Here is a 25,082-nt window from a genome sequence, read left to right as displayed (position 1 = left end):
TCATTTTGTATCGATTGTGTATAATTAAGTGGAGGAGGAAAAGAAATCATGTATAGTATGAAGAAAGCGTCCGAATTGCTGGGTATCCCCGTGGTAACCATTCGGGCCTGGGAGAACCGTTACGGGGTTATATCTCCGAGCCGCAGTGATGGCGGGCACCGTATCCTAAGTGAAGAAGATCTGTCAAGGCTTCGATTCTTGAAGCGACAAATAGAGGAAAACGGACTGAAAATTAGCGCGGCGGCGAGGCTTCTGCAGAGCGATTCTGTCTCTGAGGAACTGCCCACAGATCGGCCCGAGTCAATCCGCGCCTATGACGGCCTTGTCGAGAAGCTGTATCTCGATTTAATTCAATTCCATTCCGCTCAAGCGGACGAAACAATAGATCTTGCATTTGCTTTATTCGACCTTGAGGAAGCATTCCAGCGGATTATTGCTCCCATCATGTACCGGATTGGAGCAGATTGGGAGGCAGGAACTATCAGTGTGGCTCAGGAGCATTTCACTTCAGAAACGATTATGCGAAGGTTGTCTGCACTTTTCCGGGTTTTCCCCGTAAATCCGACTTTGCCTGTCGTACTCGCTTTTTGTCCCGAAGGAGAGCGCCACCATCTTGGACTGATGTGGTTCAGTCTCTTTTTGCGAAAGCGCGGGGCTGAGGTTTTGTATTTAGGACCTGATACACCATTGCAGGATCTGGATGGCATTCTTCGAAGCCATCCGGTGGGGTTTGTTGCCGCATCTGTGACGGACCGTCGACATGTGCAGAAGCTTATGGCATGGATCGATGCTACCAGACGAAGCTATCCCGGACTACGGTTTCTTCTTGGGGGGGCTGCTTTCAGCTGCAGCGAATTGCGTCAAGAGAAGACTAATGTTCGTTATTTGGATCTTGAAGAATGGGAGAACTGGCAAAGCGATCAAACATAATCGGCGGCTCAGCGTGAGAATAAGTAGCAAGCTAGGTATATGTTTCGGTTTGCAATCATGTTCGAAATCAGTACGTGAGTTCTTTCATCATACGGCTTGCCGATGGCTGATTCCAAGTTGTACATAGCGAGGTCCTGCGGTGAAGTTGGTTTAAAAGTTGGTGCGCCCCTATTGCTAAGATCAATTTAATTTATAATATGCATAGAAATATGCTGCTGCATATTGGCCCACAGGAAGTGACAGAATCATCCTGCTGAAAATAAACAGAGCTCGGCTTAATCACGTTAAAGTTGATGGTTCTCGTGTGACTTCCCCCTTTGTGAAGTATGCCGTTCGTAGACTAGAGGAACTTAGGTTACTCCGTAACAATTGCAGCTAATTGCGGTGTATCCGGCCGTGCAGTAATAACGACTGTCACGAGTTTACCTTCCTCCATATCCTCTTTTTGACCGACGCCTTGGTGATTGTATATGTTAAATATTCCTCCTGAGGGCATTCTATAATAAAAATGGATGGGGAGGAACAATGTTGGAACAGAAATATGTTAGAGAGACTAGATGCTTCAAAACTTCAAGAGTGTTTCCGCTGGATGTCAATAACCACAACACGATGTTCGGCGGTAAGCTCATGTCCCTGATCGACGATATCGCATCTATTACGGCTTCCAAATTATGTCGGGTGACTGCAGTGACGGCTTCTACGGACTCCGTCGATTTTCTGAAACCGATCCGTCCGACGGATTATGTATCCTTGGAATCCTTCGTCACTTGGACGGGCAAAACATCCATAGAAGTTTTCGTCAAAGTTATTACGGAAGATTTGCGCACTGGAAAAAGGGATATAGCTGCAACTTCGTTTTTAACCTTCGTTGGACTTGATGAATGCAACAATCCAATCCCTGTACCCAGAATCCTGCCAGAAACCGAAGAGGAACGAAAGCTATACGAGACTGCAAGCCACCGCGCGGAAATGCGTAAAACCAGAAGAGAAGCAAGTAAAAATTTCGCTCACTATTTGGTCACAAAGTATCCGTGGGAATGAACATATCTAGGAAAGGGGAAGAATAAATGACTAGTTTTCAAACAACTGTTGATGAAATGAATGAATACTCCTACATCTTAAAAAATGCATTATCCATGGAACTGAGAGTAGATAATTCGAAAGTGGATCACATCGTGGAAATCATGGAGAATCTAGGCTTTAAAGGTAAAAACTCATGGGCCTCCATGCAATTATCCGACCATACTGTAATTGAGTTTTGGAAAAAAGAGCTTATTAAATCCTGAGTTCTCCGATAATAACGGCACTATTCAGGAACCATAACTTGACTTCATAGCGTTGTAATTCTGTATCTTTGAGCTGTAGTAAATCGGGAATCAATATAAAAGATCAAATTCGGCGGCTGCAGTTGGCGAATAAACCTACATCTGAACGCGGTTGCTCAACTACGAAAGACCTCAATAAAATTTTATCTCATCGAAAGTTGGATTTATGCTATTTTCTCGCACGATATCCAGACTGGACTCGCATATGATAAGGGTATACTTGCAGTAGAGGAATATAAAGGAGAAATTTTAATGTCTGAGGTTGTTCTTAGCTAGCAATTTCATAGTGAAACATGTTTTGCTTGGCGTACGCGAGTGAACCGGCAGGTTGCATGTGATGCTGTCATTAGATTCTCCCTAAGCGGACTGGAAACGATTGTGGTTTCCAGTCCGCTTTTTTTGTACCTAAAAAGGAGGCATTCATTTGAAACTTTGTCGCGTGTCCGCAAAAAATAAACATATTCGACGACCGCATTCGTAAGAAACTCGACATTGCATTGTCCAAATACCGCAGTTATTTGCAGGAAAGCATCTTCTCAACGAGAGGAGGCCGGTACGTGTTGCCCGTGAAGAAGGAATATCGCAATCAAGTTGGCGGTGCCGTGGACATCGAGCTCGATCCAACCGGGGATCTAGATGGTAATGCTCCCTGCCAAGTGGAGGATTTTGGAGACGATCCCATTATCACCACGATTTATGCACCTATGTTTGTGTCGCCGGATAATTTAATTTCTCACATGTGTATGTCCTTACTACTGGCGCACCGAATTTGTCTTTTGTTGTGTCATATCGAATTTCAACCTTATAATCGTTATATTTTAAGTCGTTAAAAATAGTATTACCCTCGATGCTATAATGAACTACTCGGAATTACCTTTTTTGTTAATAAAAGCATCCAATTTTCTACTATCATGGTGAGCGGATTTCAACTCATATAATATTGCTTAAATGTCCACTATGATACTCGTTACATAATTAAGAATAAAGGAGTTGCCGTGAAGCAACCGTATCCCCATAGCGTAATTCTTGACTGAGTATATTCCAGAGAAGCTAATATCTTAAAACTGTCGGATCTCAAACAGGGTATCGCGCAAGCGACGGATGCGTACTCGCGGCTAAAATGGGAGGGGCTTTCGTAGCCGACCTGAAATGCCGCCTCGGCCGCCTCGGCTGTTTCGGTTAAGAGCAACCGGCGCGCCGCCTGCAGCCTAATCTGTTTCTGGTATTGGATCGGACTCATTCCTGTTACTTCCTTGAAGTAGTCATATAAAGTAGAGGCGCTCATCCGAGCCTCCTCAGCTAATTCCTCTATGCGCAGCGGCAAAGCAAAGTCGCGGCTTAGGCGCTCAATGACCTTCGCAATCCGCTGTGCATGGCTGCCGATTAAGCAAACTGCTTTAGCGCTGCATTTTGTTCACTCTGAAGAACTCGGTATATAAGTTCACGGATGACATAAGATGCCATTACAGGAATATCTTGTGGCGTCTCCAGCATTTTCACAAGACGCAGCACAGTATCGTAGAGTGTATCATTCATTCGGCTGACCACCAAGCCCCCACCGGATTCGCGTTTGCTATATCCTATATGCCCGGAGGCTTGAATGACCTCGAGAATCTGGGTCATATCGAATTGCAGTTGAAGGCTTAGATACGGTGCTTCCCTAGAAGCCTCGATAACTTGTCCTGTAATGGGCAAATGCACGGAAGCTGTTAAATAGCTATCCGGGTCGTACTGGAAGCTCTCTTTCCCCAGCATAAGCAACGATGCAAAGGGAGGGCTCATAATCGGAATACACCGGCTCAGATAAATGCGACGCGCGAATCAAACGCAAGGCGGGAATCAGCGTCTCGTGCGTTCCGTCATGCCCTGCGAACCGATCGATCAACTGTATCAATTCCTGACGCTGCTTAAAGGACATTTCATCCATATGTATGTAATACCTCACATTCTCTCCGTACTTATCTCAACAATAGAATATGCTGGAGGATTAGGTAAGACCAACGTAATATCCAGCTACCGCCTCTTCCGCGATTGGAGCCATAATTATCTTGTAACAAGCGGTCTGCTTGATGAGAGGCTACTAGGTCCATCTCCTTCAGTTGATCGTAATCTTAAGATTCATGCACGAGACGAGAGGTTGACATGAGCAACAGCATTCCCAAACCGCATCGCTATGTTGGCATGTGGGTGACAAAGGATGGATACATCCGACATGAGCTACTGCCAAACTGGCGGTATGACGAAGCACGAGGCAATCGCAAGAGCGCTTATCAGGGACGTTACACCATTGAGGGCGATCATATTGAATATGTGGATGATATTGGCTTCACAGCCGACGGCGATTTTCGTGACTCGGTGCTCTACCACGCGGGCATGGTGCTCTATCGAAAGGAGCAGCGCTGAAGCAGCTTTATATTCTTTTAACACGTCGCAGTTTAAGAAAGTTGAACAATAAGGAGAGATGTCCAGTGTCAGGAGTTAAAGGGAAAGTAGTTGTTATTACGGGGAGCAAGGCTTCGGCCATATAATCAATGTCGCTTCCATCGGTGCCTATGAAGTCTCTCCCACAGCAGCGGTATATTGTGCAACCAAGTATGCCGTGCGTGCGATCACTGAGGGCTTACGGCAAGAGACGGGCAGAGATATACAAGTAACGCTCATTTCACCGGGCGTGACGGAATCCGAGCTCGCGAAAAGTATTACAGATGCTGAGGCCAAGGAGCTGATGAGCACATACCGTCGAAACGCTCTCCCAGCGTCCGATTAAGGGTTTATCTCACGTAAACTCATTCATTCGCAGGATTTCATCACCTTGAAATATAGTAATCTTAAGAGTACTAGGTTGTTGAGACCGTAATGAACCTTTCTAAGGGATGCGGGAATAGAAGAAACATTGGAATATTTTGCCATTCCAGTAATCTACTGCACGCATACTCCACAATCCCCTGGAGATTGACCATCCCAAGGCTCTACGGGTCGACGCCCTTACATTCCTTCGTTACACCTATTTAAGGTGTGGGGACCGATAGCGTTTAGCGGATGGGGCTGTGCCCTTAGGAAGAACGAACTCGGTCCTCCGTGCTTTCTTTTTTGAAGTCCTGCGAATGAATCAATTTACATTAGTTCGAAGATGTTAGGCAGCGTGAGTATACGGAATAACTGTTTTTTCAGGAGTGAATGACTCTTTGGAATGCACCAAGCTAACTAAGATTCGTGCCAGTTTTACGAGCAATTTAAATATCGACTTCTGTTTACTCATATGTTTAACCTGCACATTATTCACATGTAATTGCTTAAATATAGGATTTGTCCCCACTAATGTTAAGGTAGCCAGATACAACTAGTGATTATATAATGACATAGACCGACCCAAATTCAAAAAAGAAAAAAATGAGAAAACGATGCCTTTTGCCGGCTGCAGTTCCTAGGAGTATATTGAGCTATCGTTATCCGTCGTCTATCATTCTAGTAATATGCTACTTGATTGCTAACAAGTGGGATACTACCTAAATAGTGTTGAGCTCCTAATTGCTTATCGTTTCAACTTCGGCAGCGAGCACATATTTGATATTCTTGATTTTGCTATAAACCGTCGTCGTACGATGTTTGTCTGCAGTTGAAATAACTAATTGTATTTGTTGGTTCTCGTTCAAGTCTTTGATTTTGATATGCTTCACCTTCATGTATTCCGCGCAGATCTCATCAATAAGTGTGGACATATTCCCATCAGGACTGAATACAATATTGACAGCCAAATCCTTTTCCCTTAACTTTCTTGGGCCTAGCAGCTTGATAAATATCGGAAATAGATTGATAGCCAAAATAATGAGAATGACGGCTATCGTCGCCTCTAGAAAAAATCCTGCTCCAGTTGCGATGCCAAGAGCGGATGCTGCCCATACCAAAGCCGCTGTCGTTAGTCCCGAAATAATCTCATTACTACGTCTTAAAATAACGCCCGCCCCTATAAAACCCACTCCGCTGACGATTTGAGCTGCTAATCTCATAGGATCCATATTCGTAAATCCGGGAATGGAGTATTTTTGAACAGCTCCTATAGATACAATAGTGATCAAGCAGCTCGCTACTGAAATCACCATACTCGTTTTCATACCTAATGGCTTATGTTTGAGTTGGCGGTCTATCCCGATCAGCAAGCCTAATAATAGCGCCATGCTAAGCTTCTCCAATACAAGTAGGCTCATATCTGATCCTCATTTCTCCAAATAAATGAAGAGTAAAACCCCGTGAACCGGGGCTTTACTCATAGTATGTTATGTTGTTACAGAGATTCCCTGTCTTGCAACAAAGCTTTCAGCTTGCCAGGGAAATCCGTAATGATGCCCGTAACCCCAAAATCAGTTAACTTCAACAGATCTTTTACTTCGTTGGCCGTATAAGGGTAGACATAAAGCCCACTCTCTGTCGCCTTCAGCACATCCTCCGAATCCAACATTTGAAAGTAAGGATGAAGCGAGTACACCTCCACATCAAAGCTACGTGCGTATGCGGTAGGATCAAGCAATGCGGTTTGATACAAAAGACCAATCTTAGCTTCAGATTCCATTTGTTTAATCCTTCTGACACACTTATGGTCGAAAGATGAAACGATTACATTACTCAAACGGTTACGTCTGCGCAGAAATTCAACTAACTTACGCTCTATTCTGCCTTCATATGCGTACTTAACTTCCACGTTAATCATAATGTTATCGGGTACTAGATCAAAGACTTCGTCCAAAGTAGGCACAGTCTCCCCTTTGAACTCCTCGTCAAACCAATGACCAGCATCAAAGGTTTTGATTTCCGATAAGCTTTTCTCTACGATTAGGCCTTTCCCATTTGTAGTCCGGTCTAACGTCATATCATGGCACACGACGATTTCCTCGTCGGCGGTCAAATGAATGTCAAGCTCAATTCCTTCACATCCCTGTGTTAACCCTAACCGGAAGGCAGTGAGCGTATTTTCTGGAGCCATTCCTTTGGCCCCACGGTGTGCAATAATCATTGGTTTATTAATAAGCATTCCTTTTTCCTTTCCAGCTTGTGGACTCAAGCCTTTCCTAATATTTACTTGACTGTTTTGTTGTACGTTTGTATCTTCGATGTGATTTCTTTTTCCGCTGCATCCAATGCTTCCTTCGGCGACTTCTTGTTGTTGAGTACTTCTTCGATCGCCCCTTCTACAATTTGTCTTGCTTCAGGGAATACCCCCATTACCGCACCCTGCGTTGCCGTGTTCAACTTCGTTTGGTGTAGTTGATCAATCGCTGTCTGGAACTGAGGAAACTTTTTAAGATTTTCCTTTACAATGTCTTCGTCATAGGCTTTTTTGGTAATTGGGAAGTATCCCGTATTGACGTGCCAGTAAGCCTGTTCTTTAGGTGTAGTCAAATATTTGATAAAATCCCACGTGGATTTTTGTTCATCATCCGGGCGGTTATTCATGATCCATAAGCTGGCTCCACCGACGATAACACCGCCATCTTTCGCATCTGTCGGTTTCGGCAAGAAGCTGGTCCCGACTTCGAATTTGCCGCTGGCGCTGTCAACAAGTCCCTTAAGTGCCGCTGTGGATTCCAGAATCATACCTACTTGACCTGCTGAAAATGCTTTTTTGGAATCGTCCGTTTTGCGTCCTAGATTGTTAGCCGCTTTGGTGTCGATCAGATCTTTCCACCATGTCAGTACCTTCACACCTGGCTCCGTATTCACCAGAGATTGGGTTGCATTAGATGTCCGACCATTTCCATTGTTTACGTATTCGGCGCCCTGATTGGCAAAGAACTGCTCCATGAACCAGCCATAAATAGCAAAGTTTGCCCCAGTAGCTTTACCAGATTTGGATATGGCATCTGCAGCAACTTTTAATTCCTCGAAAGTTTTTGGCGGTTTCGCAGGATCAAGGCCAGCAGCTTTAAATAAATCTTTGTTATAATAAAGAACCGGATTCGACGTGTTGAACGGCATCGAGTAAAGTTTGCCACCTAACGTATAGTAACCAGTGATGTTGGGCTCCAGCTGTGACAAATCCCACTTATCCGCATCAATGAAGCTTTGCATCGGAGTAATTGCTTTGGAATCAATCATGAAGCGACTGCCTATCTCATACATCTGGACAACCGAAGGTCCTTCGCTTGTACCCATCGACGCCTTTAGCTTGCTAAGCAAGTCGTCGTAATTTCCTTGATACACTGCTTCTACCTTGATTTTATTCTGAGATGCGTTGTAATCGGCGACCAGTTGATCAACAACTTTCGTATTTGCTCCTCCCATCGCATGCCAGAAAACGACTTTCTTCGGACCGCTAGCTTCAGCTGCTCCAGATTTCGTTGCCTCTGGTTTCTTGCTTTCTGAACCTTCCCCCATATTTACGCTGCATGCCGCAAGTAAAAGCATCGTTACCGCTAAAACTAAACCCGTAAGCCCTTTTTTTTCCATTGTTTCTATCTCTCCTCGCTTAAAGTGGATAAATATCTATGATAAACCTGTTTGATAACAGGTGGATCATTGCTCGTTTAACCTTTTACAGCACCTGCGGTAATTCCACGTACTAATTGTTTCACACCTAACGCCAATAAAAGGAAAGAAGGTAGCAGAACGATCGTAACTCCCGCCAAAATCAAATTCCACGACATGACTTCTGCATGCTGCAGCATAGAAACCCCAATTTGTACAGTTCGCATTGACGCCCTATTTGTAATTAACAGTGGCCATAAATAATGATTCCAGTGTGTAAGGAAAACATAAACCGCTAAAGTAGAAAGTGCAGGACGAGATAGCGGAAGTACGATAGAGAAGAAATTTCGGAGATGCCCGCATCCGTCAATTTTTGCTGCATCAAACAGCTCATTAGGAAGCTGAAGGAAAAACTGGCGAAGCAGGAATACCCCAAAGGCCCCAGCCATAAACGGAACGATCAGCCCCTGGTAGCTATCCATCCATCCCCAATTTTTGATGGTCAGATAGTTAGGAATAATGGTAACTTCCCATGGAATCATCATGGTCGACAGAAATATGGCGAACAATACTTTTTTTCCTTTGAAATTCAGAAATGAAAAAGCGTAAGCAGCCAAACTAGACGTGATAACCTGACTTACCGTAATCCCCGAAGATACAATAAAGCTGTTCAGGATAAAGCGCACGATTGGAAAGCCCGAAATAGCGTTCTTAAAGTTTTCAAGATATAACTGAGAAGGAAATAATGGCGGTGGAAAGTTAGAAACTTCCTTCTCTGTCATAAACGATGAGGATACCGTAAATAACAGTGGATACAGAACGACAAGGGCCAGCACAACTAGCAATATGTAATTCAGGGTGGGTGTGATCCTTTTCGCAATCATTGATAATGCACCTTCTTTTCTAAAACTTTAAACTGCACCACAGTCAAGATCATGATAATCACAAAGAGAACCAAAGCCTGCGCGCTGCCGATACCGAAACGAAAATTAACAAAAGCGTCCTGATAAATGGAATACACGATCACATTGGTCGAATTCATAGGACCACCCTTTGTCAAAATATGAATTTGTCCAAAGGCCTGGAAAGCGCCGATCACGGACACGATAAGAGCGAAAAAAATCGTTGGTGACAGAAGCGGCAGAACGATTTGTATAAATGTCCGCATCGGGTTTGAACCGTCTATTTTAGCGCTTTCATAAATTTCTTCCGGAACTCCTTGAAGACCGCTTGACAGCACAATGAACAGAAACCCCATATTCATCCATATTGTCAGCAGCGATATAGAAAACAGTGCCCACGAAGGGCTTGTTAACCAAGGAACCGGATTGATGTGTGCAATGCTTAGAAAGTAATTCAGCATGCCTGCGGTTGGATGGAACAGCAAGAACCAGATAATCGACCCTGTACCTACTGAAATGACGATTGGCAGAGAAAATATGAACTGGAATACTTTCATGCCCCGCAGTTTGTTGTGAGTGATCGCTGCCAGAAACAGGGACCATACGATTGATGTTGGTACCGTAAACAAGATAAACAACAATGTCACTTTTAAATTGGAATAAAACTGTCCTGATGCAAGTAAATCGATGAAATTATCAAGCCCGACAAATTCAACAACCCTACCGCGAGGATCCGTGAGCGTCATACTCAGGTAAACAGATTTAACCATTGGATAAAAAAGAAACATTGTAAACAAAACTAAGGAAGGTGCGAGAAATAAATAAGCTAATATGTTCTCCTCCCACTTCTTTTTCCTTGCTGGTGCACTCTCAGTTGCCTCACCTTTTAAAGCGCTTTCATTAACTAACAAGCTGCATACCCCTCTCTTTCAAAAAATTACATTTACACGCTAAGGTCACTCGTATCCCTATAACGCTTTGATATATCGTTATTTTCCGTCTCGCCCATTCGGAGGAAACGGGTGAAAGATGCGAAAAAAAACACATAAATTGCCATGCCCATTGGCATGCAATCTATGTGAATCTCCCTGTCTCCATCACAATTATTAACTTATACTCATAATACACGTTATCAAAGATTACTGTCAACCATAATATCCCTATCGTTACAATTCGTGTAATTTTCAAAGAATGCCGATATCGACTGTCGCTATCTCTCATTCCATTCGCAAATTCGGACGTACGGAACGTAAATATGTCAAACTTCTGCCGATACCTTCTACAACGTCGTTCGTTTGTTCGTATTCAATTAGATAAACGCCCTGGAAGGTAACTTCCTTTAACAGGGCATTATAATCCAGATCGTCATCTCCCGGCGCACAGGCTACCCAATAGTCGTCGACTTGTCTCCAGTCCTTGATATGACAGTAGTTAATTCTGTTACCTAACAGCTGCGCGTAATCTGTCAAAGGACGTCCCTCCGCGACTGTTTTCAAGTTGCCAGGATCGAAATTGAAGCCAACATCCGGAGGCAGTTCCCGCAACAGCCGCTGTAAACAATTCCACTCTGTTGTTGTCGTATGCTCTTGTATGAATCCATCGTTCTTTTTCGTAATTCGTCCATGTGTTTCAATAGAAATGACCATGCCATGTGCACAGCAAAGTTCGTTCATTTCGGCGAATGCTTGCATCATTCGAATCCATCGTTCTTCCGTCATGTTGGAAGCAAGCTCAAACCCGGCAAACAAACGGATGTGCGTGGCGCCAAAACGGACGGCTAGTTGGATATCGTGTGTCACCTGCAATTTCATTTTTCGCAACGCTTCCGGATCCTCCAAAGTAAAGTCGCTATCCAGCGCGAAGAAAGGCGCCTTTATACCATAATCTTGCATAGTGGTAATAAGATCACCTATTTGCCGTAAACTTATATTCCTTTGGATTCTACCTGGATAATCACCTCCGATTCCAAGCTCGAGATAACGAAAGCCCATCTCCTTAGCGATCCGGCAATGCTCCTCAATCGAAAGATACTGTAAACCCCATTCTCCCAATCCGACAATCATGTGCTGCATCCTCCACTTCTTTTAATGAAAGAAATTATTATTTCTGTAAACAATACTTCTCAATCACTTCCGCAACCGCATGATTCAAGTGTGATTTGGCAATATATTGTGCCTCCACTTTCAGTTTGGGATGAGCGTTATCTACAGCAACGCCTAGCCCCGCTTCGCGAATCATTTCCAAATCGTTTAAATTATCGCCGATTGCAATCACGTCCTGCATCTCGATACCCATCTGTGCAACAAGCAGCTTGAGGGCATGCCCCTTAGATACCGCTTGCGGCAAAATTTCCAAATACGTTGACTCAGAATGCACCAGCTCGCATTCAATTCCCGTTACCGGCAGGAAGACATCCAACACAGCCGTAAAATCCTGCTCTTCACATATTATTAAAATTTTATTCACATTGCCCTTTAACAAGAAATCCGGCGAATCCCACTCCAGACACTGCACACGGTCCTTCTTCATATAGGTAGAAATTATAGGAGTAATCTCCTTCACCCATAACTTTCGTTCGGAATAAAAAATCATATCCAGCGTAACATTTTGCTGCAGTTGGATCGCTTGTCTAACGACTTCAACCGTCAGCTTCGCTTCAAATAAGCATTCTCCTGTTATTAAATCTACGATCTTCCCTCCGTTATAGAGAATAACGGGATGACGAATGTCTAGTTCCTCTGCAAAATGCTGCACTGCGTCTTCCATACGGCCTGTTGCCAAGGTGACGATACCGCCCTGTTGCTGAAAAGTATGGATCATAGCCATATTGCGTTCGCTGATCATTTGCTCTAAATCAACTAGTGTCCCATCAATATCGGTCACTACCATGCGATATGGTCGTACTGTCGGTGTCATAAAAGCTCTATCCTTTCTGGCATCAACGGTAAGAGGGATACAAGATAATACGTGCTCGCTTCTGATCCTGTTACGAATAACCTGCTGTCTGAGCATTGCGATAGCTGTATCCAATCCTCTCCAAAAACTTCATATTCTTCGTGATTGGTTCGTAATGATGATCCACTCCGGCGAAAACAGCTGCAGTATCTGCTCGTTCCAAGCGTCCATCATACCATGATGCCCCACCTTGAAGCCGTGTGGACGAATGAGTTCGCGTTTCGCAATGCGTTCCAAATTTGGGAGAGGCGCATCACCTGCAAACAGAACCAGATGATCACCTTCGGCAACTTCCAGAAGCCAAACGTTGCTGTCGTCGTTCGATAATCCGTCAAAATCCATGCATAGCTTTTTCTGCATATGCACTGAGGGTCTTTGAATATAAAAAACCTCTTCCATACATACATGAGTATTGGATGGCCCAAATAACTTTTTCTACAGATATTTCCATTATCCTCCCGTTAGTTTAGTCCCAAGGCCATATTAACAAAATAAAAAACCAGAACTCCAACGGAGTCCCGGTCCTCATCTATCCAACCTCACTCAACTTCCCATCCCGAAAATACACAACCCGCTTCGCCTGCTGGGCAATCTGCCGATCATGCGTAATCAACACAATCGTCCTGCCCTGCTCATTTAATCTCTTGAATATATTTAAAATCTCTACTCCTGTATTCGAATCCAGTGCCCCCGTCGGTTCATCCGCCAGTATTATCGCCGGATCTCCCGCCAATGTCCGCGCAATCGCAACACGTTGCTGCTGCCCGCCGGACAATTCCGAAGGCAAATGCTTCCGGCGATCCACCAAGTCAACGGCTTCCAATGCCTGCATGACAAGCGGCTCCCTTTCACGCTTACTCATGCCCCGGTAAATAAGCGGCAGCTCCACGTTTTCATACGCATTCAGCCGTGGCAGCAAATTAAAGTTCTGGAAAACGAAGCCCGATCTTCCGATTCCTTATTTCAGCTAGCTGTGCATCTTTGAGCCGATTAATAGCCTTTCCGTCCAGCACATAGTCCCCATCATCCGCAATATCCAAGCAGCCCAAAATATTCATCAGCGTTGACTTCCCTGACCCCGACGGTCCCATGATCGCCACGAACTCACCGTGATCGATATCTAACGAGACATCGTCCAACGCACGAATCGTTTCCCCGCCCATCACATAACTCTTGCTTACATGCTCAATCTGGATTAAGGTCATCCTCTTCGCCTCCATTATCTGATCCCAAATAAATGAAGTATGCGACTCCTCCGGCTGACCGACCTTACCGCTTCGCCTTATAAAACTCATGATACAGCTTCATCAGCGCCCGCTTCTCAATCCGTGATACATAGCTGCGGCTAATGCCCAGTTCCTTCGCTATCTCCCGTTGCGTCCGCTCTTCCCCGCCAAGCTCCAACCCGAACCGCCCGACAACAACTTCCTTCTCGCGATCATCCAAAATCTCTAAGTTCCGATAAATCTTGCTTTTCTCTATCTTGAGCTGCACTTTATCTACGACATCGTCGGCTTCCGTACCGAGGATGTCAATCAAAGTAATTTCATTCCCCTCTTTGTCCGTTCCGATGGGATCGTGCAAGGACACATCCTTGCGTGTTTTCTTCAATGAGCGAAGATGCATAAGTATTTCGTTTTCGATACACCGAGCCGCAAAAGTTGCAAGCTTCGTACCCTTATTCGGTGAGAAAGACTCGATCGCCTTAATCAAGCCGATCGTTCCGATCGAGATCAAGTCCTCTAGATCTTCTCCGGTGTTGTCGAATTTTTTGAGGTTGTGAACACGAAGCAACGTAAAACCCACAAATGACCGGTAACAGAAAAAAGAACTGCACCCGGCAGTTCTTTCGATGTTAAGCTATCGTTCCTCGTCCCTCGGTTTTAAGGGTTTATCTCACATATACTCACTCGTTCGCAGAATTTCATCACCTTAAATCAAGTGAATTTTAGGATAGAGAACAGGTAGACCTTTTGAGGGGGCGGGCAAGGCATGCGGAAATAGAAGACTATTAGGAAATATTCCCCAATTAGTTTCTACTGCACACATACTCCACAAATCCCTTGGCGTTCACCCTCCCATAACTCAACGGGTCATTGCCCTTACAATCCTTCGTTATACTTGTCCAAGGTGTGGAGACCGATCGCGTTTAGCGGATGGGTCTTAGCCCTTAAGAGGAACGAACTCGGTTCTCCGTGCTTTCTTTGTGTGAAATTCCGTGAACGAGTCAATATACGTGATGTATCTTCAGAACTTAAGCTGCTTCAGTCCAGTTCAAAATAGTTTTTTCTGGTATGAACTTTTCTCCCCGTTGAACAATACCAACTAAGATTCTCGCTAGTTTCCCAATTAACTTAAAGATCGACTGCTGCTTTTTCATCTTCTTTTCCTGCAAATTTTGTTCATGCAGATGGCGAAAAACGGGATTATTCCAAACGAGTTGAACCGACGCAAGATAGAGATATTTTCGCAAGGCGGAATCTCCCTGTTTTGAAAGAACAATTTGTCCCTTGCGCTTTCCGGACGTGCTTTGGGCCAAATTAAGACCTGCCTTCCGTAAAACCTGGCGTCCGTGTGCATATTGCCTTAAATCCCCTGTACCAGCTAATATGGACGCGGTGAAGATCTCACCGAGTCCTTTTATACTGCGAAGTTGCTGCGCCATTGGAATCTCCGAAAGCAGCACTTCGATATCCTTCTCGATCTGTTCTAGCATGGAGGTCACACGCTCATGTTCTTCAATGAGTCGTTTTAAATCTGCTCTTGCTTCTTCAACAGCAACTCGTTCTCCAACACTTCGCTTAGCTTGTGCGATCAGTTGCGAGGCCTTCTCCATCCCCGTAGTCCCTCCAGCACGCTGCATATGGACACGCCAAGCGCTAATGATATCTGTTACCGTATACTTCTCAAGATCTTGTGGACAAGGGAAGGTCTTGAGAGTCGCCAATGAGCGCTTACAAGTCCAATCTTTAAATACAGACGTATACTCCGGGAAACGAATGTCTAACCAGCGAATGATTCGATTCTGCAGCCGTACACTATTCGTCACCCAAAATTCTCGGTCACTCATCATGGTCCGCAAGCGTTGGAACACAAGTGATTGACGGGTGTACTCGTAATAGAAGCCTCGGCTTACAGAATCTGCGATGGTAAGCGCATCTTTTGGGTCATTCTTTGAAGGGCTATTATCCCGGTTTTCTTTATTTCTCTTCGTGGTGGCCGGATTAACCATAACCACATGCACACCTTTATCTACTAACCAGTTGGCTAGATTAAACCAGTAATGCCCGGTCGGTTCCATGCCAATAATGAGCTTTTTCAACTGATGTTTCTGCAGTAATTCACTCATCCAACGGCTCAGTTTTTCAAACCCTTCAATACTATTGGAAAACGAAAGATGACGTTTCGAAACCACTATTCCGCGGAAGTTTGTAGCTTGTGCGACATGTATTTCTTTCGCCATATCGATTCCTACAACAAGATGCGAGGTGGTAATTTGTTCGACCCGTTGATTTTGTGTATCTATTTGCTTAAACTTCATAGTAAGAGCGCCTCCCTGATGTGTTGTCGACAAACCCATCATACCGAGGCGCTCCTTTTTTTACAAAGCTCATTTCTTAAGCTCTACAGGATTGTTTAGTTTAAAGACTGCTTGTCTTTAAAAAATCTAATATGTCGCAGTTCAAGCAATTGTATGTCTCTAGAACAATTTCCACAGTAGTAACGAAACTTCAAGTGATATTGGTTTCCATAATAATGAGTTCCGTTCATTTTGTACCAACCTCTTTCGAGAAAGGTCTTTTCATTATTTTTCACCAACTTATTCTTGCAGACAGGACAGATTTTTTTAAAGAACAGTAGTCGAAGTAGTTCTTTCGGTTTCAACTCAAATTCATAAGATGGCATCCCTAATCCCCCAAAAACTGAACTTACTACCTCAATTCATTTTACTATATATCACGAGGGACTGGAGCGTGGTCAGATGACCCAATATATGCGGGCAAAAGAAACCCCCGAAGAAACGAGGGCGGACGCGTTCCTTCGGGGTGTGCTTCGAACAGGCAGGAGGCAGTATTTTAGTGGTGGTGATGGTCATTCACAACATTATGGTGGTGATGAATCCCGGCATGATGCATACGGTGGTGCAAGGCTCGATGAGCACTCGTTAAATCCATCAGTAATTTTTTATATATGCTTTCCTCTGCCTTTGTCGCCAGTGTGCTGATATAAGCTGTGCATCCTTCTATTTGATCAAGTATTGTTAACGCATCGGCTGCATTTATGATTCGCTGATTGTCGACAATGACCATCACAGGGCTAGAATGGGCAGTGATGACTTCCGGTCTCCCCGGATATTGTCCGCGAATTCGCAATGCCAGCCATCCGCTTCTCTCCATTTTAACTGACCAGCTTCCAGAATAATTTTGCTGTGTTGGATCCACCGTTTTGACTTCTTTTGTCTCTCCGTTAATCACCAGTTCAATCTTGGTTACAGGGATCGTAGCCGTGGCTGCTTCCCATAGGATGTCCAGCGTTCCCCCGTTTTTCGGCAAATCGATTTGGGAACCCATTCCATATCCATTGACAAAAAGATCGAGAAGCGGTCCATACGTAACAAAGGTTAACCCCTTACGAACGGCATCCATCCAACTTTGGTACGTGAATTGTTCTTTTATTAAAGCGTACGTTCTGATTGTACCCACTGCAGTGTCTGCAGACATTTTATCCGTTCCGCCAACAGCCGGCACTTGATAGCCGCAGTTCAGGTATCTATACCAATCGGATAAAGAATAGCTGCTTATTCCATCATATAAATTTCCCCAGGAACACATCTCGACTCCGTCGATTTCCCCCAGAATGATGGATGCCGCACCCTCCGCCCTTGGATTCGGTAAATGGGGCAATATGCTGATACCGTGCTGCTCACGGCACCTGCGGGCCCATTCGGTAATTGTCGTCTCTAGCGGGTCTCCTAAAGCAGCTTCAGTCGGACCGTCTGAGGATAAAGGCAAAATCATCCTGCCCTCATAACCAATCAACGAGATGTGACCTAGAATTGGTTGCCTATTCTCCGTACCGACCCTAACCAGATATTCACCGTCTCCACCATTTTCACGACTGCCGAGGGTCGTTCTACCATCGAAATCGCCAACGCTGCTAAACATTTCCCCCCATTGACTTGCCAGCAAATTGATGACATTCACGCCTTCGGCAGCCCCTTCGAGCAAAGCAGTCTGCGGGGAGAGGAAATGTACATGCGTATCTGCGGTAACCCATCCTTTGGCCCGCCAAGGCAGGCAATGCTCCAATTGTATAATGATTTCGCTCGTTTCCGGGCTAACCTGATATTTGCTGCGGATAGGCTTTATTTCAAAGCCCTTTGTAACTTCTATGAACAGCTCGCCGATCGGAAGCTTATATTCCGCCTCGCCATCAATATAAGTCCAGAAGTGGTTCCCATTTACGTAGTCTGTACTATAATCCTCGAACCAGTAAGGATTTGGAATACGATGGCGATTGATCGGAGCTAAATATTCGCCTAGCGGCCCATGAATATGAATCTTTGAAGGCACCGGTTTATTTGTTTTTTGATCCACAACTCGAACCGTTACCTTCCTGAATTGATACGTTAACGACAAAAATACGGGAGACTGCTCATTTTCCAAATGTTTTACATAACATGTATGCTCGCGTTGTTCCCCATAGTAGACACAAGCATCCGGATGAGCCGTATATTCGATAATCATTTCCGTTGTTGAAACATTCGGTTGTTGGTTGGTATAGCTGTTATCCCAATTCGTATGGTCATAATTCCGCAGGGGAGTAATCGAGATAACTGCTCCTAAATCCAATTCAATAGCTGTGTACACACCAAATCTATTCAACTTCCCGCCTTCGGGGACAGAAAACTTTGTTTTCCTCCGGCTTTCCCATCTTAGCGGGTTCGTTTCCAGATGGCTTCTGGTTATGCCAAACAGGAACACAACTCCATCCCGTGGAACCATTCTAATCGATATTAAATTTTTCTCGGGGAACGGATTCTCTAAAGCATAGAGCCAATGATGCATGATACTACGTTCTCCCGGTCCAACCAATCTGAACTGGCTGCCTCCCCAATCCTTCTCCGGCATCTCGCCAAGCTTAAAGCTATCTGTGGTTGTATGTATGGCATGAGGCTTTGCATGGCTAACGCACTCAAAGCTGTTTTCTCCCCAGCTGCGTTGGAATTCATTAATTTGGAAACGGCGTCTTATCGGAACGGAATGGCTGGAACCGTCGCTGTATTCAAGAATATATTCGCAAACCACTTCGCCCAGCCTTGGATTCCCCATCATCGGGTGTATAATACCATCTGCAGAAGCCGGTGAACTTTTATAATCCACGGCATGCAAGAAAATGAGGTATTTCTCGTGAATGGGTTGTACGAAAGAAACCGATGCTTCCGTATCGTTCAATACGACTACATCGCATTTGTCTTCTTCTGCCCCCAGTTGGAAAGGAATACCCCACAAAACATCTTCCCCGCTCAACAAGTGCTCTTTATTCTCCAGAACTCTCTCAGAACAATCCTGATTGGTTAGCTCCTTGATTTTCTTGTTATAGCAATTGTTTAATTCAACAGGAGTAAAGTGTGAAGACGCTTTCAACTTGTTCTGTCTCATAAGAACACCGCCTTTTAGTGTGGTCGTTTCTACTCTCTTATACGACAAAGCAAACATTCATTCTCTTCAGCTATATATTTCGATGTTATTCAGCAATATCCTTGCTCAATTAATTACTTGAGCATTTTGCAAACATGAACAAGATACTGAGGGTTGTGCTCTACGCTCGTGTCAGTACAGAGGAGTATACACAACACGACATGAAAAATTAATCCTCTTTGAAATTTCCGTTAAATTCACCCACAGAAGGCCACCTGCCCACCGATCTTTCCCTCAGGTGACCTCACCACGCCAATCTCTCCATCTAGGGCACTTTTCCGCGCCTAGCAAGCGGTTACAATCAAAAACTTCGCCTTACTTATGATACGGTTCACCGCGATTGATTTTCAACTAATCTGCCCGTTACTTCCCTCGGTATTAAGGGATTTTCTCACGTTTACTCGCTCATTCGCAGGATTACATCCCTCTTGGAAAAAGGATACAACGGTTTAGTAGTGGTGGTGGCACCACCGAACGGCCATAAAGGTATGCGCAAATAGAGGATAAGACTTAATTTCCTCATAATTCCATTTATTGCACGCATTCTCCACAATGCCCTCGGAGGTTCACCCTCCCATATCTCAACGGGTCTATGCCCTTACCTTCCTTCGTTACACCTGTCCAAGGGGTGGAGGCCGATCAAGTTCAACGTGCGGGTCAGTGCCCTTAAGTAACGGGTAATCGGTACTCCGTGCTTTCTTTGTAATCCTGCGAATGAACCAACCTACGTAATCTAGATTTACATTAAGCTGCTACACAGTCATGAATACGTGCTTTGTCAGGTGAAAAAGACTCTCCTCGTTGAGCCATACCAACCAGAATACGTGCTAGTTTACCAACTAATTTAAACAAGGAACGGTACTTTTTCATGTGCAGTACTTGTACATTATGTTCATGCCACTTCCGAAACAACACATTGTTACCAATAAGACGTAACGTAGCTAAATACAAATACTTTCGCAGAGTTGAATCTCCCCGTTTTGAGAGTACGATCTGCCCTTTCCGTTTACCCGACATACTCTCGGCTAGGTTCATACCTGCTCTTCTCAGAAGTTGTCTCCCGTGAGAATACAGATTTAGATCACCTGCACCCGAAAGGATAGCAGCAATGAATATGGGTCCAAGACCTTGAATGGAGCGAAGTTGATGAGCCAAAGGTATCTTATCTAGGATCACCAGGATTTCTTCTTCAATATTCTCTAGAATCTCAACAATGCGACAATATTCATCGAGTAGTCTGCGCAAATCTTGTTTGGCTTCGTGAGTAGCTGTAGTTTCACCTATACTTCTAGCTGCAGAAGCGATGAGCTGGGCAGCCTTCTCTAGCCCTGTGGTACCGCCTGCTCGTTTCATGTGCTTTCTCCAGCTTGCTATGACTTCTGCTGTAGTCATCCCATGTAAGTCTGCTGGAACAGGGGATTCATAAAGCGTCGCTAAGGATCGCTTGCAGGTCCAATCCGAAAAAACTGAAGTAAATTCGGGGAAACGGATATCCAGCCAGCGAATGATTCGGTTCTGAAGCCGTATGCTATTCGCCACCCAAAACTCTCGATCGCTCATGATAACGCGTAACTTCTGAAAAGAATGTGATTGCTTCGTGTATTCAGAGTAATACCCTCTACTGACAACATCCGCGATGACAAGAGCGTCCTTTGGATCATTTTTGGAGGGAGAATTATCTCTATTCTCCTTGTTTCTCTTAGTCGTAACAGGGTTCACCAGAACAACGTTTAACCTCTGTTCTACCAACCAATTCGCTAGATTAAACCAGTAGTGCCCCGTCGGTTCCATTCCAATTATTATGTTGTTCAATCGGTGTTTCTGCTGCAATTCACTAACCCAACGGCCAAACCTTTCAAACCCATCCTTGTTGTTGGTAAAGGAAAGATGGCGTTTTGAAAGAACTATTCCGCGAAAGTTCGTTGCCTGTGCAACATGGGCATCCTTCGCCATGTCGATGCCAATTACTAAGTGAGTTGGAGTTATTCTTTCTATCCGTTGATTTTGTTCGTCTGATTGCTTAAACTTCATAAAGAGCGCCTCCTTGATGGTGTTGGGTTTCAAACCCGTGGACAAACCCATCATACCGAGGCGCTCCTTTTTTGACAAAGACCATTTCTTAGGTCCTACAGGAAGGTTCAATGAATCAGGGAGCAGCACCGTGCGGCCTGCTCCCTGATCTGGTTGTACTATAGTTATCCGTTAGCGTAATGACCTCACCTGTCATTTATGCTACGGTCTCCGCAAGTTCACCTCCTATTTCAATTTATCATCCTCTTGAATCTATAAGTGGTTACAATTCCATAAACAGGGCAAATTAAAAATAAAATATGTAGCTGGAGAATTTCAAAAGGAGTTATAAAAAGTGGAAACAGCTAACCGTAATCTGTGGTCGGGTATATTATTTGGCCTTGGTTTAGTCGGCTTTATCGATGAAACAGTATTTCATCAACTCTTGCATTGGCATCATTTCTACGACAAATCCACGACCCAAATTGGTTTGATTTCCGATGGTTTGTTTCACGCTTTTAGTTGGTTTGTGACGGTTGGGTCGCTATTTATGTTTGCAGATCTTCGACGTAGAAAAGCGCTATACCTAAAAAGGTGGGTTAGCGGCATTTTACTAGGTGCTGGCTTTTTCCAACTATATGATGGAACAATCCAACATAAAATCTTGCAACTTCATCAAATCCGTTACATCCCGAATGTCATCATTTACGATACCATATGGAATATTAGCGCTATAATTATGCTTTTCGTTGGAATCATTTTAACTATTCATTCCCGGATTAATGTTCATGTCGAGAGGGCACCTTCGGATGACAAATGATCATTTTTCTCATGGTAGTGGCGCTTACTCTGACTTTATCCTCATACTCCTATTTTCAGTTGTGTTACTTCTTTATCTGTACGCTGCAGTCATATCCAGTCGCACCTATAAGCAATGGCCCTTCTCACGTTATACCTACTGGTTAATAGGTTTACTATGTATTGCGCTATCTGTTGTTGGCCCTATAGCAAATCTTTCACACATAAACTTCACAGCGCACATGATAGGTCATTTACTTCTTGGGATGCTGGCTCCTCTATTCATTGCACTTGCAGCACCTGTGACTCTCATCTTAAGGACTCTCCCCCTACAATCTGCTCGTAGGATCTCACGGATACTTAGAGGCATGCCGTTTCGTATGTTAAGCGATCCTTTAGTAGCTTCAATATTAAACATCGGTGGACTATGTATCTTATACACAACCAACTTATATTCGAACATGCACAAGTTTTCAATTTTACATATAATAGTTCATCTACATATATTTACTGCAGGTTACCTATTCACAATCTCAATGATTTACATCGACAGACCACCCCATCGAACTAGCTACGTTTACCGTGGTATTATCTTTATATTTACCATAGCCGCACATGGCATATTATCTAAAACCATTTATGTGAACCCCCCACTTGGAATATCAGCCACTCAAGCGGAAACCGGTGCTAAGCTTATGTATTATGGTGGGGATGCAATTGACACTTTTATTATTATTATCTTTTTCTATCAGTGGTTAAAAATCAGACACCCTCGTAACTCATTAGTACCTGAAACCTAGCAAAACCTCACTTCATTGAAGTGAGGTTTTTTGATCAGTTTATTAAGTTGTTGAAATAAATTTATTAACCACCTGAATTAATATTTGCATCATCAATACCATTATTGCTGCTACTTTTTTTACTACTGTTTTGATTTGGTTTTTGATTTTTTTGCTTTGCTGATTCAATACTCTTTTTTTGGTTCGTCATGACTTTAGCCCACCCATCTTAAGTAATTGGAACATCAATATTATATGTTTTTCGGAACAATCTACACCTTCCATTTAGTGGACTACTTCGGTAATCTCTCATTCGTATAATTGATTTACATAAAAGAGAAAACAAACGTGTAAACAAATTCTATGAAGGAGAGAAGCCAAATGAAAAAGAAGGCCTTTATGTTTTTTTTAAGTATCTGTTTTATGTTTCTGTTGTGTACAGGGGTATCGAGTGCCGCGGATAATACAGGTATGACTGGATCGGTAAATAACGGATATGGTTCAGTTAAAGGTACGACTACTACTAATAGTTACGGGACAAATTCAACACCTACTTATAGAACTAATGCTGCTACCGATGACAATGATTCCAATTGGGGCTGGCTTGGCCTTCTAGGGTTAGTCGGTTTAGCTGGTTTAAAAAAGCGGAATCGTGAACATACCTAAACATAAACAGTTGTCCAAATAACCGTCTTTTCTAGGCGGTTATTTTATAATTCATCCCCGAGAATTCTATTTCAAAGGAAATGAGTGAATATATGTACTATTATAAAGAAGAACTTATTAATCAAATTGTTCCAGACCAACCAGATCCAGCTGCAGCTAAAGTTTTACAAGAAGCACTTGGCGGACACTATGGTGAGATGAGAACCATGATGCAATATTTTTTTCAAAGCTCTAATTTTCGAGGCAAAGCTACTCAATATCGTGACTTAATCCGTGGGGTCTTTCTAGAAGAAATTTCTCATGTGGAACTGGTTCAAAATACGATAAATCAATTACTGAACGATTCTGGTAACTCCACAGGTGTAGGGAACTCAGGTGTCAATGGGGCACCTCTTGATGAAGCCGTCAAACATGCAAATCCCCACCATTTCATTGTCGGCGCTCAAGCTTCCTTACCAGTCGATGCAGGTGGAAACCCATGGAATGGCTCATGGGTGTATTCACATGGTAATTTGATTGCTGATTTATTGGATAATTTAGTACTCGAATCTACGGGAGTACTCCAAAAAAGTAGAATTTATGAGATGAGCTCCAATAAAACGTTCCGTGAGACAATTGGGTTCCTCATCGTTCGAGACAATGCACATCAAAATGCTTTTGCTAAAGCTTTAGAAACGTTAGGTGTTGATTGGGGAAAACTTTTCCCAGTTCCTAATTACGATATTAATAAGTATTCGGAATGCAGAAAATTTGTAGATATGGGTTATCATAATATGCAGTTTAACTTCCGTTTAGATGATACGCGCATTGGTGAGGTTTTCCAAGGTGTATCACCAAGTAGAAATAAAGGACAGCTATTAGTTACCCAGCCACCGATGGGATTCCCAGTGCCTAACTTACCTGATATGCCAAATGAGCATAGCCCAGGATTGCAAGATATGAATTTATAAAGCTTTCATATTATAGGCTTACTCCTGTATCAGCAGGAGTAAGCCTATAAATTTTGATAGACTTTTTCTAGTTGTTGTCATTATTGAATACTTCATCTAGTTCTGAACTTTGTTCGTTTGTTGCTGCATTGATTTCTTGATCGACATTACTACACCCTTGAATTTGCTCCGCGGCTTCTGCTTGATTGTTCAGTTGCTTAACAATTTGACCAGTGCCATGAGCTCCTTGCTGTCCTCTATTTGAAGTCATATTTGTATCCTCCCTTTTGCAAAAAATGGACTTCCAGCTATATTATGAAGCTATTTCCTTCCCTTATACACGAATATTAAAAGCTGAATGAAAATAAGCAATACCATTGGCCTTCTTTTGGTCTGGGTGTATTAATTTTTGCCAACCGCTTCTTTAAGAGCTTGCTTAGATTATATTTTTAGCTGGATTTCGTCGCTTAATAATGGTACATATAAAACATTTCGTTTTTTTTCCTTTTAACAATTGCTCATTTTCGCAAAGTAAACAACGCATGTAATCACCTCTGTTATATTGTGTCCAAAAGAAATAATCAAAAATTCACTTTTCAGTAATTTTATTCTATATCCAGATATAACT

Annotated in this window: 23 protein-coding genes and 3 pseudogenes; 9 read left to right on the top strand and 17 right to left on the bottom strand. The window is 43.5% G+C overall.

What is annotated here, in order from left to right; all coding sequences use genetic code 11:
• Positions 1-48 precede the first annotated feature (48 nt).
• From ACUN27_RS08175 to ACUN27_RS08165, 3 genes are all read left to right on the top strand, one after another.
• Positions 49-930 (top strand): MerR family transcriptional regulator, encoded by an 882-nt coding sequence (locus ACUN27_RS08175; RefSeq protein WP_445558715.1) that lies wholly within the window; start codon positions 49-51, stop codon positions 928-930.
• Positions 931-1,458: 528 nt separating this feature from the next.
• Positions 1,459-1,971, top strand: a complete 513-nt coding sequence (locus tag ACUN27_RS08170) for an acyl-CoA thioesterase (RefSeq protein WP_028554763.1) — start codon at positions 1,459-1,461, stop codon at positions 1,969-1,971.
• A gap of 26 nt (positions 1,972-1,997) precedes the next feature.
• Positions 1,998-2,216, top strand: coding sequence for a hypothetical protein (locus tag ACUN27_RS08165; protein WP_157319068.1), 219 nt, complete (start codon positions 1,998-2,000; stop codon positions 2,214-2,216).
• A gap of 741 nt (positions 2,217-2,957) precedes the next feature.
• Here ACUN27_RS08165 and ACUN27_RS08160 read toward each other — a convergent pair.
• Together ACUN27_RS08160 and ACUN27_RS08155 are read right to left on the bottom strand one after the other, a co-directional pair.
• Positions 2,958-3,089, bottom strand: coding sequence for a hypothetical protein (locus ACUN27_RS08160; RefSeq protein ID WP_445560606.1), 132 nt, complete (start codon positions 3,087-3,089; stop codon positions 2,958-2,960).
• A gap of 133 nt (positions 3,090-3,222) precedes the next feature.
• Positions 3,223-4,182 (bottom strand): annotated as a pseudogene (locus ACUN27_RS08155) (AraC family transcriptional regulator).
• A gap of 215 nt (positions 4,183-4,397) precedes the next feature.
• Here ACUN27_RS08155 and ACUN27_RS08150 point away from each other — a divergent pair.
• Together ACUN27_RS08150 and ACUN27_RS08145 are read left to right on the top strand one after the other, a co-directional pair.
• The gene (locus tag ACUN27_RS08150; RefSeq protein WP_445558714.1) at positions 4,398-4,658 is read left to right on the top strand and encodes an Atu4866 domain-containing protein; all 261 of its coding nucleotides are present in this window, start codon (positions 4,398-4,400) and stop codon (positions 4,656-4,658) included.
• Between the two features lie 103 nt (positions 4,659-4,761).
• Positions 4,762-5,016 (top strand): annotated as a pseudogene (locus ACUN27_RS08145) (SDR family oxidoreductase); the annotation flags it as partial.
• 763 nt (positions 5,017-5,779) lie between these two features.
• Here the strand turns inward: ACUN27_RS08145 and ACUN27_RS08140 are convergent.
• From ACUN27_RS08140 to ACUN27_RS08080, 13 genes and pseudogenes are all read right to left on the bottom strand, one after another.
• Complete coding sequence (locus tag ACUN27_RS08140) at positions 5,780-6,460, bottom strand: MgtC/SapB family protein (RefSeq protein WP_445558713.1); 681 nt, start codon at positions 6,458-6,460, stop codon at positions 5,780-5,782.
• 77 nt (positions 6,461-6,537) lie between these two features.
• Positions 6,538-7,281 (bottom strand): glycerophosphodiester phosphodiesterase, encoded by a 744-nt coding sequence (locus ACUN27_RS08135; protein ID WP_315952129.1) that lies wholly within the window; start codon positions 7,279-7,281, stop codon positions 6,538-6,540.
• 44 nt (positions 7,282-7,325) lie between these two features.
• Entirely contained in the window at positions 7,326-8,696 is a 1,371-nt protein-coding gene (locus ACUN27_RS08130; protein WP_445558712.1) for an ABC transporter substrate-binding protein, read from the bottom strand.
• Between the two features lie 77 nt (positions 8,697-8,773).
• Positions 8,774-9,598 carry a carbohydrate ABC transporter permease gene (locus tag ACUN27_RS08125; RefSeq protein ID WP_315952133.1) on the bottom strand — a complete coding sequence of 275 codons (825 nt, stop codon included), beginning with the start codon at positions 9,596-9,598 and terminating at the stop codon, positions 8,774-8,776.
• On the bottom strand, positions 9,595-10,449 hold the full coding sequence (locus ACUN27_RS08120; RefSeq protein WP_418936958.1) for a carbohydrate ABC transporter permease: 855 nt from the start codon (positions 10,447-10,449) through the stop codon (positions 9,595-9,597). Before ACUN27_RS08120 ends, ACUN27_RS08125 begins: the two co-directional genes overlap by 4 nt.
• Positions 10,450-10,833: 384 nt before the next feature.
• Positions 10,834-11,679, bottom strand: a complete 846-nt coding sequence (locus tag ACUN27_RS08115; protein ID WP_315952136.1) for a sugar phosphate isomerase/epimerase family protein — start codon at positions 11,677-11,679, stop codon at positions 10,834-10,836.
• Between the two features lie 37 nt (positions 11,680-11,716).
• Positions 11,717-12,532, bottom strand: coding sequence for a Cof-type HAD-IIB family hydrolase (locus ACUN27_RS08110; protein ID WP_445558711.1), 816 nt, complete (start codon positions 12,530-12,532; stop codon positions 11,717-11,719).
• 129 nt (positions 12,533-12,661) lie between these two features.
• A complete protein-coding gene (locus tag ACUN27_RS08105) occupies positions 12,662-12,931 on the bottom strand; it encodes a hypothetical protein (protein WP_445558710.1) in 270 nt (89 codons plus the stop codon).
• Between the two features lie 169 nt (positions 12,932-13,100).
• A pseudogene (locus tag ACUN27_RS08100) lies at positions 13,101-13,776 on the bottom strand (ABC transporter ATP-binding protein).
• A gap of 64 nt (positions 13,777-13,840) precedes the next feature.
• Positions 13,841-14,377, bottom strand: a complete 537-nt coding sequence (sigK, locus tag ACUN27_RS08095; RefSeq protein ID WP_315952224.1) for an RNA polymerase sporulation sigma factor SigK — start codon at positions 14,375-14,377, stop codon at positions 13,841-13,843.
• Positions 14,378-14,825: 448 nt separating this feature from the next.
• The gene (locus ACUN27_RS08090; RefSeq protein ID WP_445558709.1) at positions 14,826-16,112 is read right to left on the bottom strand and encodes an IS110 family transposase; all 1,287 of its coding nucleotides are present in this window, start codon (positions 16,110-16,112) and stop codon (positions 14,826-14,828) included.
• 535 nt (positions 16,113-16,647) lie between these two features.
• Positions 16,648-19,233 (bottom strand): CehA/McbA family metallohydrolase, encoded by a 2,586-nt coding sequence (locus tag ACUN27_RS08085; protein ID WP_315952227.1) that lies wholly within the window; start codon positions 19,231-19,233, stop codon positions 16,648-16,650.
• A gap of 783 nt (positions 19,234-20,016) precedes the next feature.
• A complete protein-coding gene (locus tag ACUN27_RS08080) occupies positions 20,017-21,303 on the bottom strand; it encodes an IS110 family transposase (protein ID WP_315956298.1) in 1,287 nt (428 codons plus the stop codon).
• Positions 21,304-21,637: 334 nt separating this feature from the next.
• On the opposite strand from ACUN27_RS08080, the gene ACUN27_RS08075 reads away from it, so the two are divergent.
• Positions 21,638-22,102, top strand: coding sequence for a DUF2243 domain-containing protein (locus ACUN27_RS08075; RefSeq protein WP_315953457.1), 465 nt, complete (start codon positions 21,638-21,640; stop codon positions 22,100-22,102).
• Positions 22,092-22,880 carry a cytochrome c oxidase assembly protein gene (locus tag ACUN27_RS08070; RefSeq protein ID WP_315953458.1) on the top strand — a complete coding sequence of 263 codons (789 nt, stop codon included), beginning with the start codon at positions 22,092-22,094 and terminating at the stop codon, positions 22,878-22,880. The genes ACUN27_RS08075 and ACUN27_RS08070 overlap by 11 nt, the downstream gene beginning before the upstream one ends.
• Before the next feature lie 64 nt (positions 22,881-22,944).
• Here ACUN27_RS08070 and ACUN27_RS08065 read toward each other — a convergent pair whose 3' ends face one another.
• On the bottom strand, positions 22,945-23,070 hold the full coding sequence (locus ACUN27_RS08065; RefSeq protein WP_268240221.1) for a hypothetical protein: 126 nt from the start codon (positions 23,068-23,070) through the stop codon (positions 22,945-22,947).
• A 170-nt stretch (positions 23,071-23,240) separates the two neighbouring features.
• On the opposite strand from ACUN27_RS08065, the gene ACUN27_RS08060 reads away from it, so the two are divergent.
• Together ACUN27_RS08060 and ACUN27_RS08055 are read left to right on the top strand one after the other, a co-directional pair.
• Complete coding sequence (locus ACUN27_RS08060; RefSeq protein ID WP_445558708.1) at positions 23,241-23,525, top strand: WGxxGxxG family protein; 285 nt, start codon at positions 23,241-23,243, stop codon at positions 23,523-23,525.
• A 92-nt stretch (positions 23,526-23,617) separates the two neighbouring features.
• Positions 23,618-24,475 carry a manganese catalase family protein gene (locus ACUN27_RS08055; protein WP_445558707.1) on the top strand — a complete coding sequence of 286 codons (858 nt, stop codon included), beginning with the start codon at positions 23,618-23,620 and terminating at the stop codon, positions 24,473-24,475.
• Positions 24,476-24,542: 67 nt separating this feature from the next.
• Here ACUN27_RS08055 and ACUN27_RS08050 read toward each other — a convergent pair whose 3' ends face one another.
• Positions 24,543-24,725 carry a hypothetical protein gene (locus ACUN27_RS08050; protein WP_445558706.1) on the bottom strand — a complete coding sequence of 61 codons (183 nt, stop codon included), beginning with the start codon at positions 24,723-24,725 and terminating at the stop codon, positions 24,543-24,545.
• Positions 24,726-25,082 lie beyond the last annotated feature (357 nt).

This window comes from Paenibacillus sp. WC2504 (assembly GCF_052682475.1).
The sequence above is the reverse complement of the archived record's forward strand: the minus strand, read 5'-3'. Positions and strand labels throughout refer to the sequence as shown.

Excerpts from the sequence above, each read along its gene's own strand:
- ACUN27_RS08135 (WP_315952129.1), bottom strand. The coding sequence starts at position 7,281 with ATGCTTATTAATAAACCAATGATTATTGCACACCGTGGGGCCAAAGGA.
- ACUN27_RS08050 (WP_445558706.1), bottom strand. The coding sequence starts at position 24,725 with ATGACTTCAAATAGAGGACAGCAAGGAGCTCATGGCACTGGTCAAATT.
- ACUN27_RS08090 (WP_445558709.1), bottom strand. The coding sequence starts at position 16,112 with ATGAAGTTTAAGCAAATAGATACACAAAATCAACGGGTCGAACAAATT.
- ACUN27_RS08070 (WP_315953458.1), top strand. The coding sequence starts at position 22,092 with ATGACAAATGATCATTTTTCTCATGGTAGTGGCGCTTACTCTGACTTT.
- ACUN27_RS08125 (WP_315952133.1), bottom strand. The coding sequence starts at position 9,598 with ATGATTGCGAAAAGGATCACACCCACCCTGAATTACATATTGCTAGTT.
- ACUN27_RS08080 (WP_315956298.1), bottom strand. The coding sequence starts at position 21,303 with ATGAAGTTTAAGCAATCAGACGAACAAAATCAACGGATAGAAAGAATA.
- ACUN27_RS08140 (WP_445558713.1), bottom strand. The coding sequence starts at position 6,460 with ATGAGCCTACTTGTATTGGAGAAGCTTAGCATGGCGCTATTATTAGGC.
- ACUN27_RS08105 (WP_445558710.1), bottom strand. The coding sequence starts at position 12,931 with ATGCAGAAAAAGCTATGCATGGATTTTGACGGATTATCGAACGACGAC.
- ACUN27_RS08115 (WP_315952136.1), bottom strand. The coding sequence starts at position 11,679 with ATGATTGTCGGATTGGGAGAATGGGGTTTACAGTATCTTTCGATTGAG.
- ACUN27_RS08060 (WP_445558708.1), top strand. The coding sequence starts at position 23,241 with ATGAAAAAGAAGGCCTTTATGTTTTTTTTAAGTATCTGTTTTATGTTT.
- ACUN27_RS08085 (WP_315952227.1), bottom strand. The coding sequence starts at position 19,233 with ATGAGACAGAACAAGTTGAAAGCGTCTTCACACTTTACTCCTGTTGAA.
- ACUN27_RS08110 (WP_445558711.1), bottom strand. The coding sequence starts at position 12,532 with ATGACACCGACAGTACGACCATATCGCATGGTAGTGACCGATATTGAT.
- ACUN27_RS08150 (WP_445558714.1), top strand. The coding sequence starts at position 4,398 with ATGAGCAACAGCATTCCCAAACCGCATCGCTATGTTGGCATGTGGGTG.
- ACUN27_RS08175 (WP_445558715.1), top strand. The coding sequence starts at position 49 with ATGTATAGTATGAAGAAAGCGTCCGAATTGCTGGGTATCCCCGTGGTA.
- ACUN27_RS08055 (WP_445558707.1), top strand. The coding sequence starts at position 23,618 with ATGTACTATTATAAAGAAGAACTTATTAATCAAATTGTTCCAGACCAA.
- ACUN27_RS08165 (WP_157319068.1), top strand. The coding sequence starts at position 1,998 with ATGACTAGTTTTCAAACAACTGTTGATGAAATGAATGAATACTCCTAC.
- ACUN27_RS08065 (WP_268240221.1), bottom strand. The coding sequence starts at position 23,070 with ATGACGAACCAAAAAAAGAGTATTGAATCAGCAAAGCAAAAAAATCAA.
- ACUN27_RS08130 (WP_445558712.1), bottom strand. The coding sequence starts at position 8,696 with ATGGAAAAAAAAGGGCTTACGGGTTTAGTTTTAGCGGTAACGATGCTT.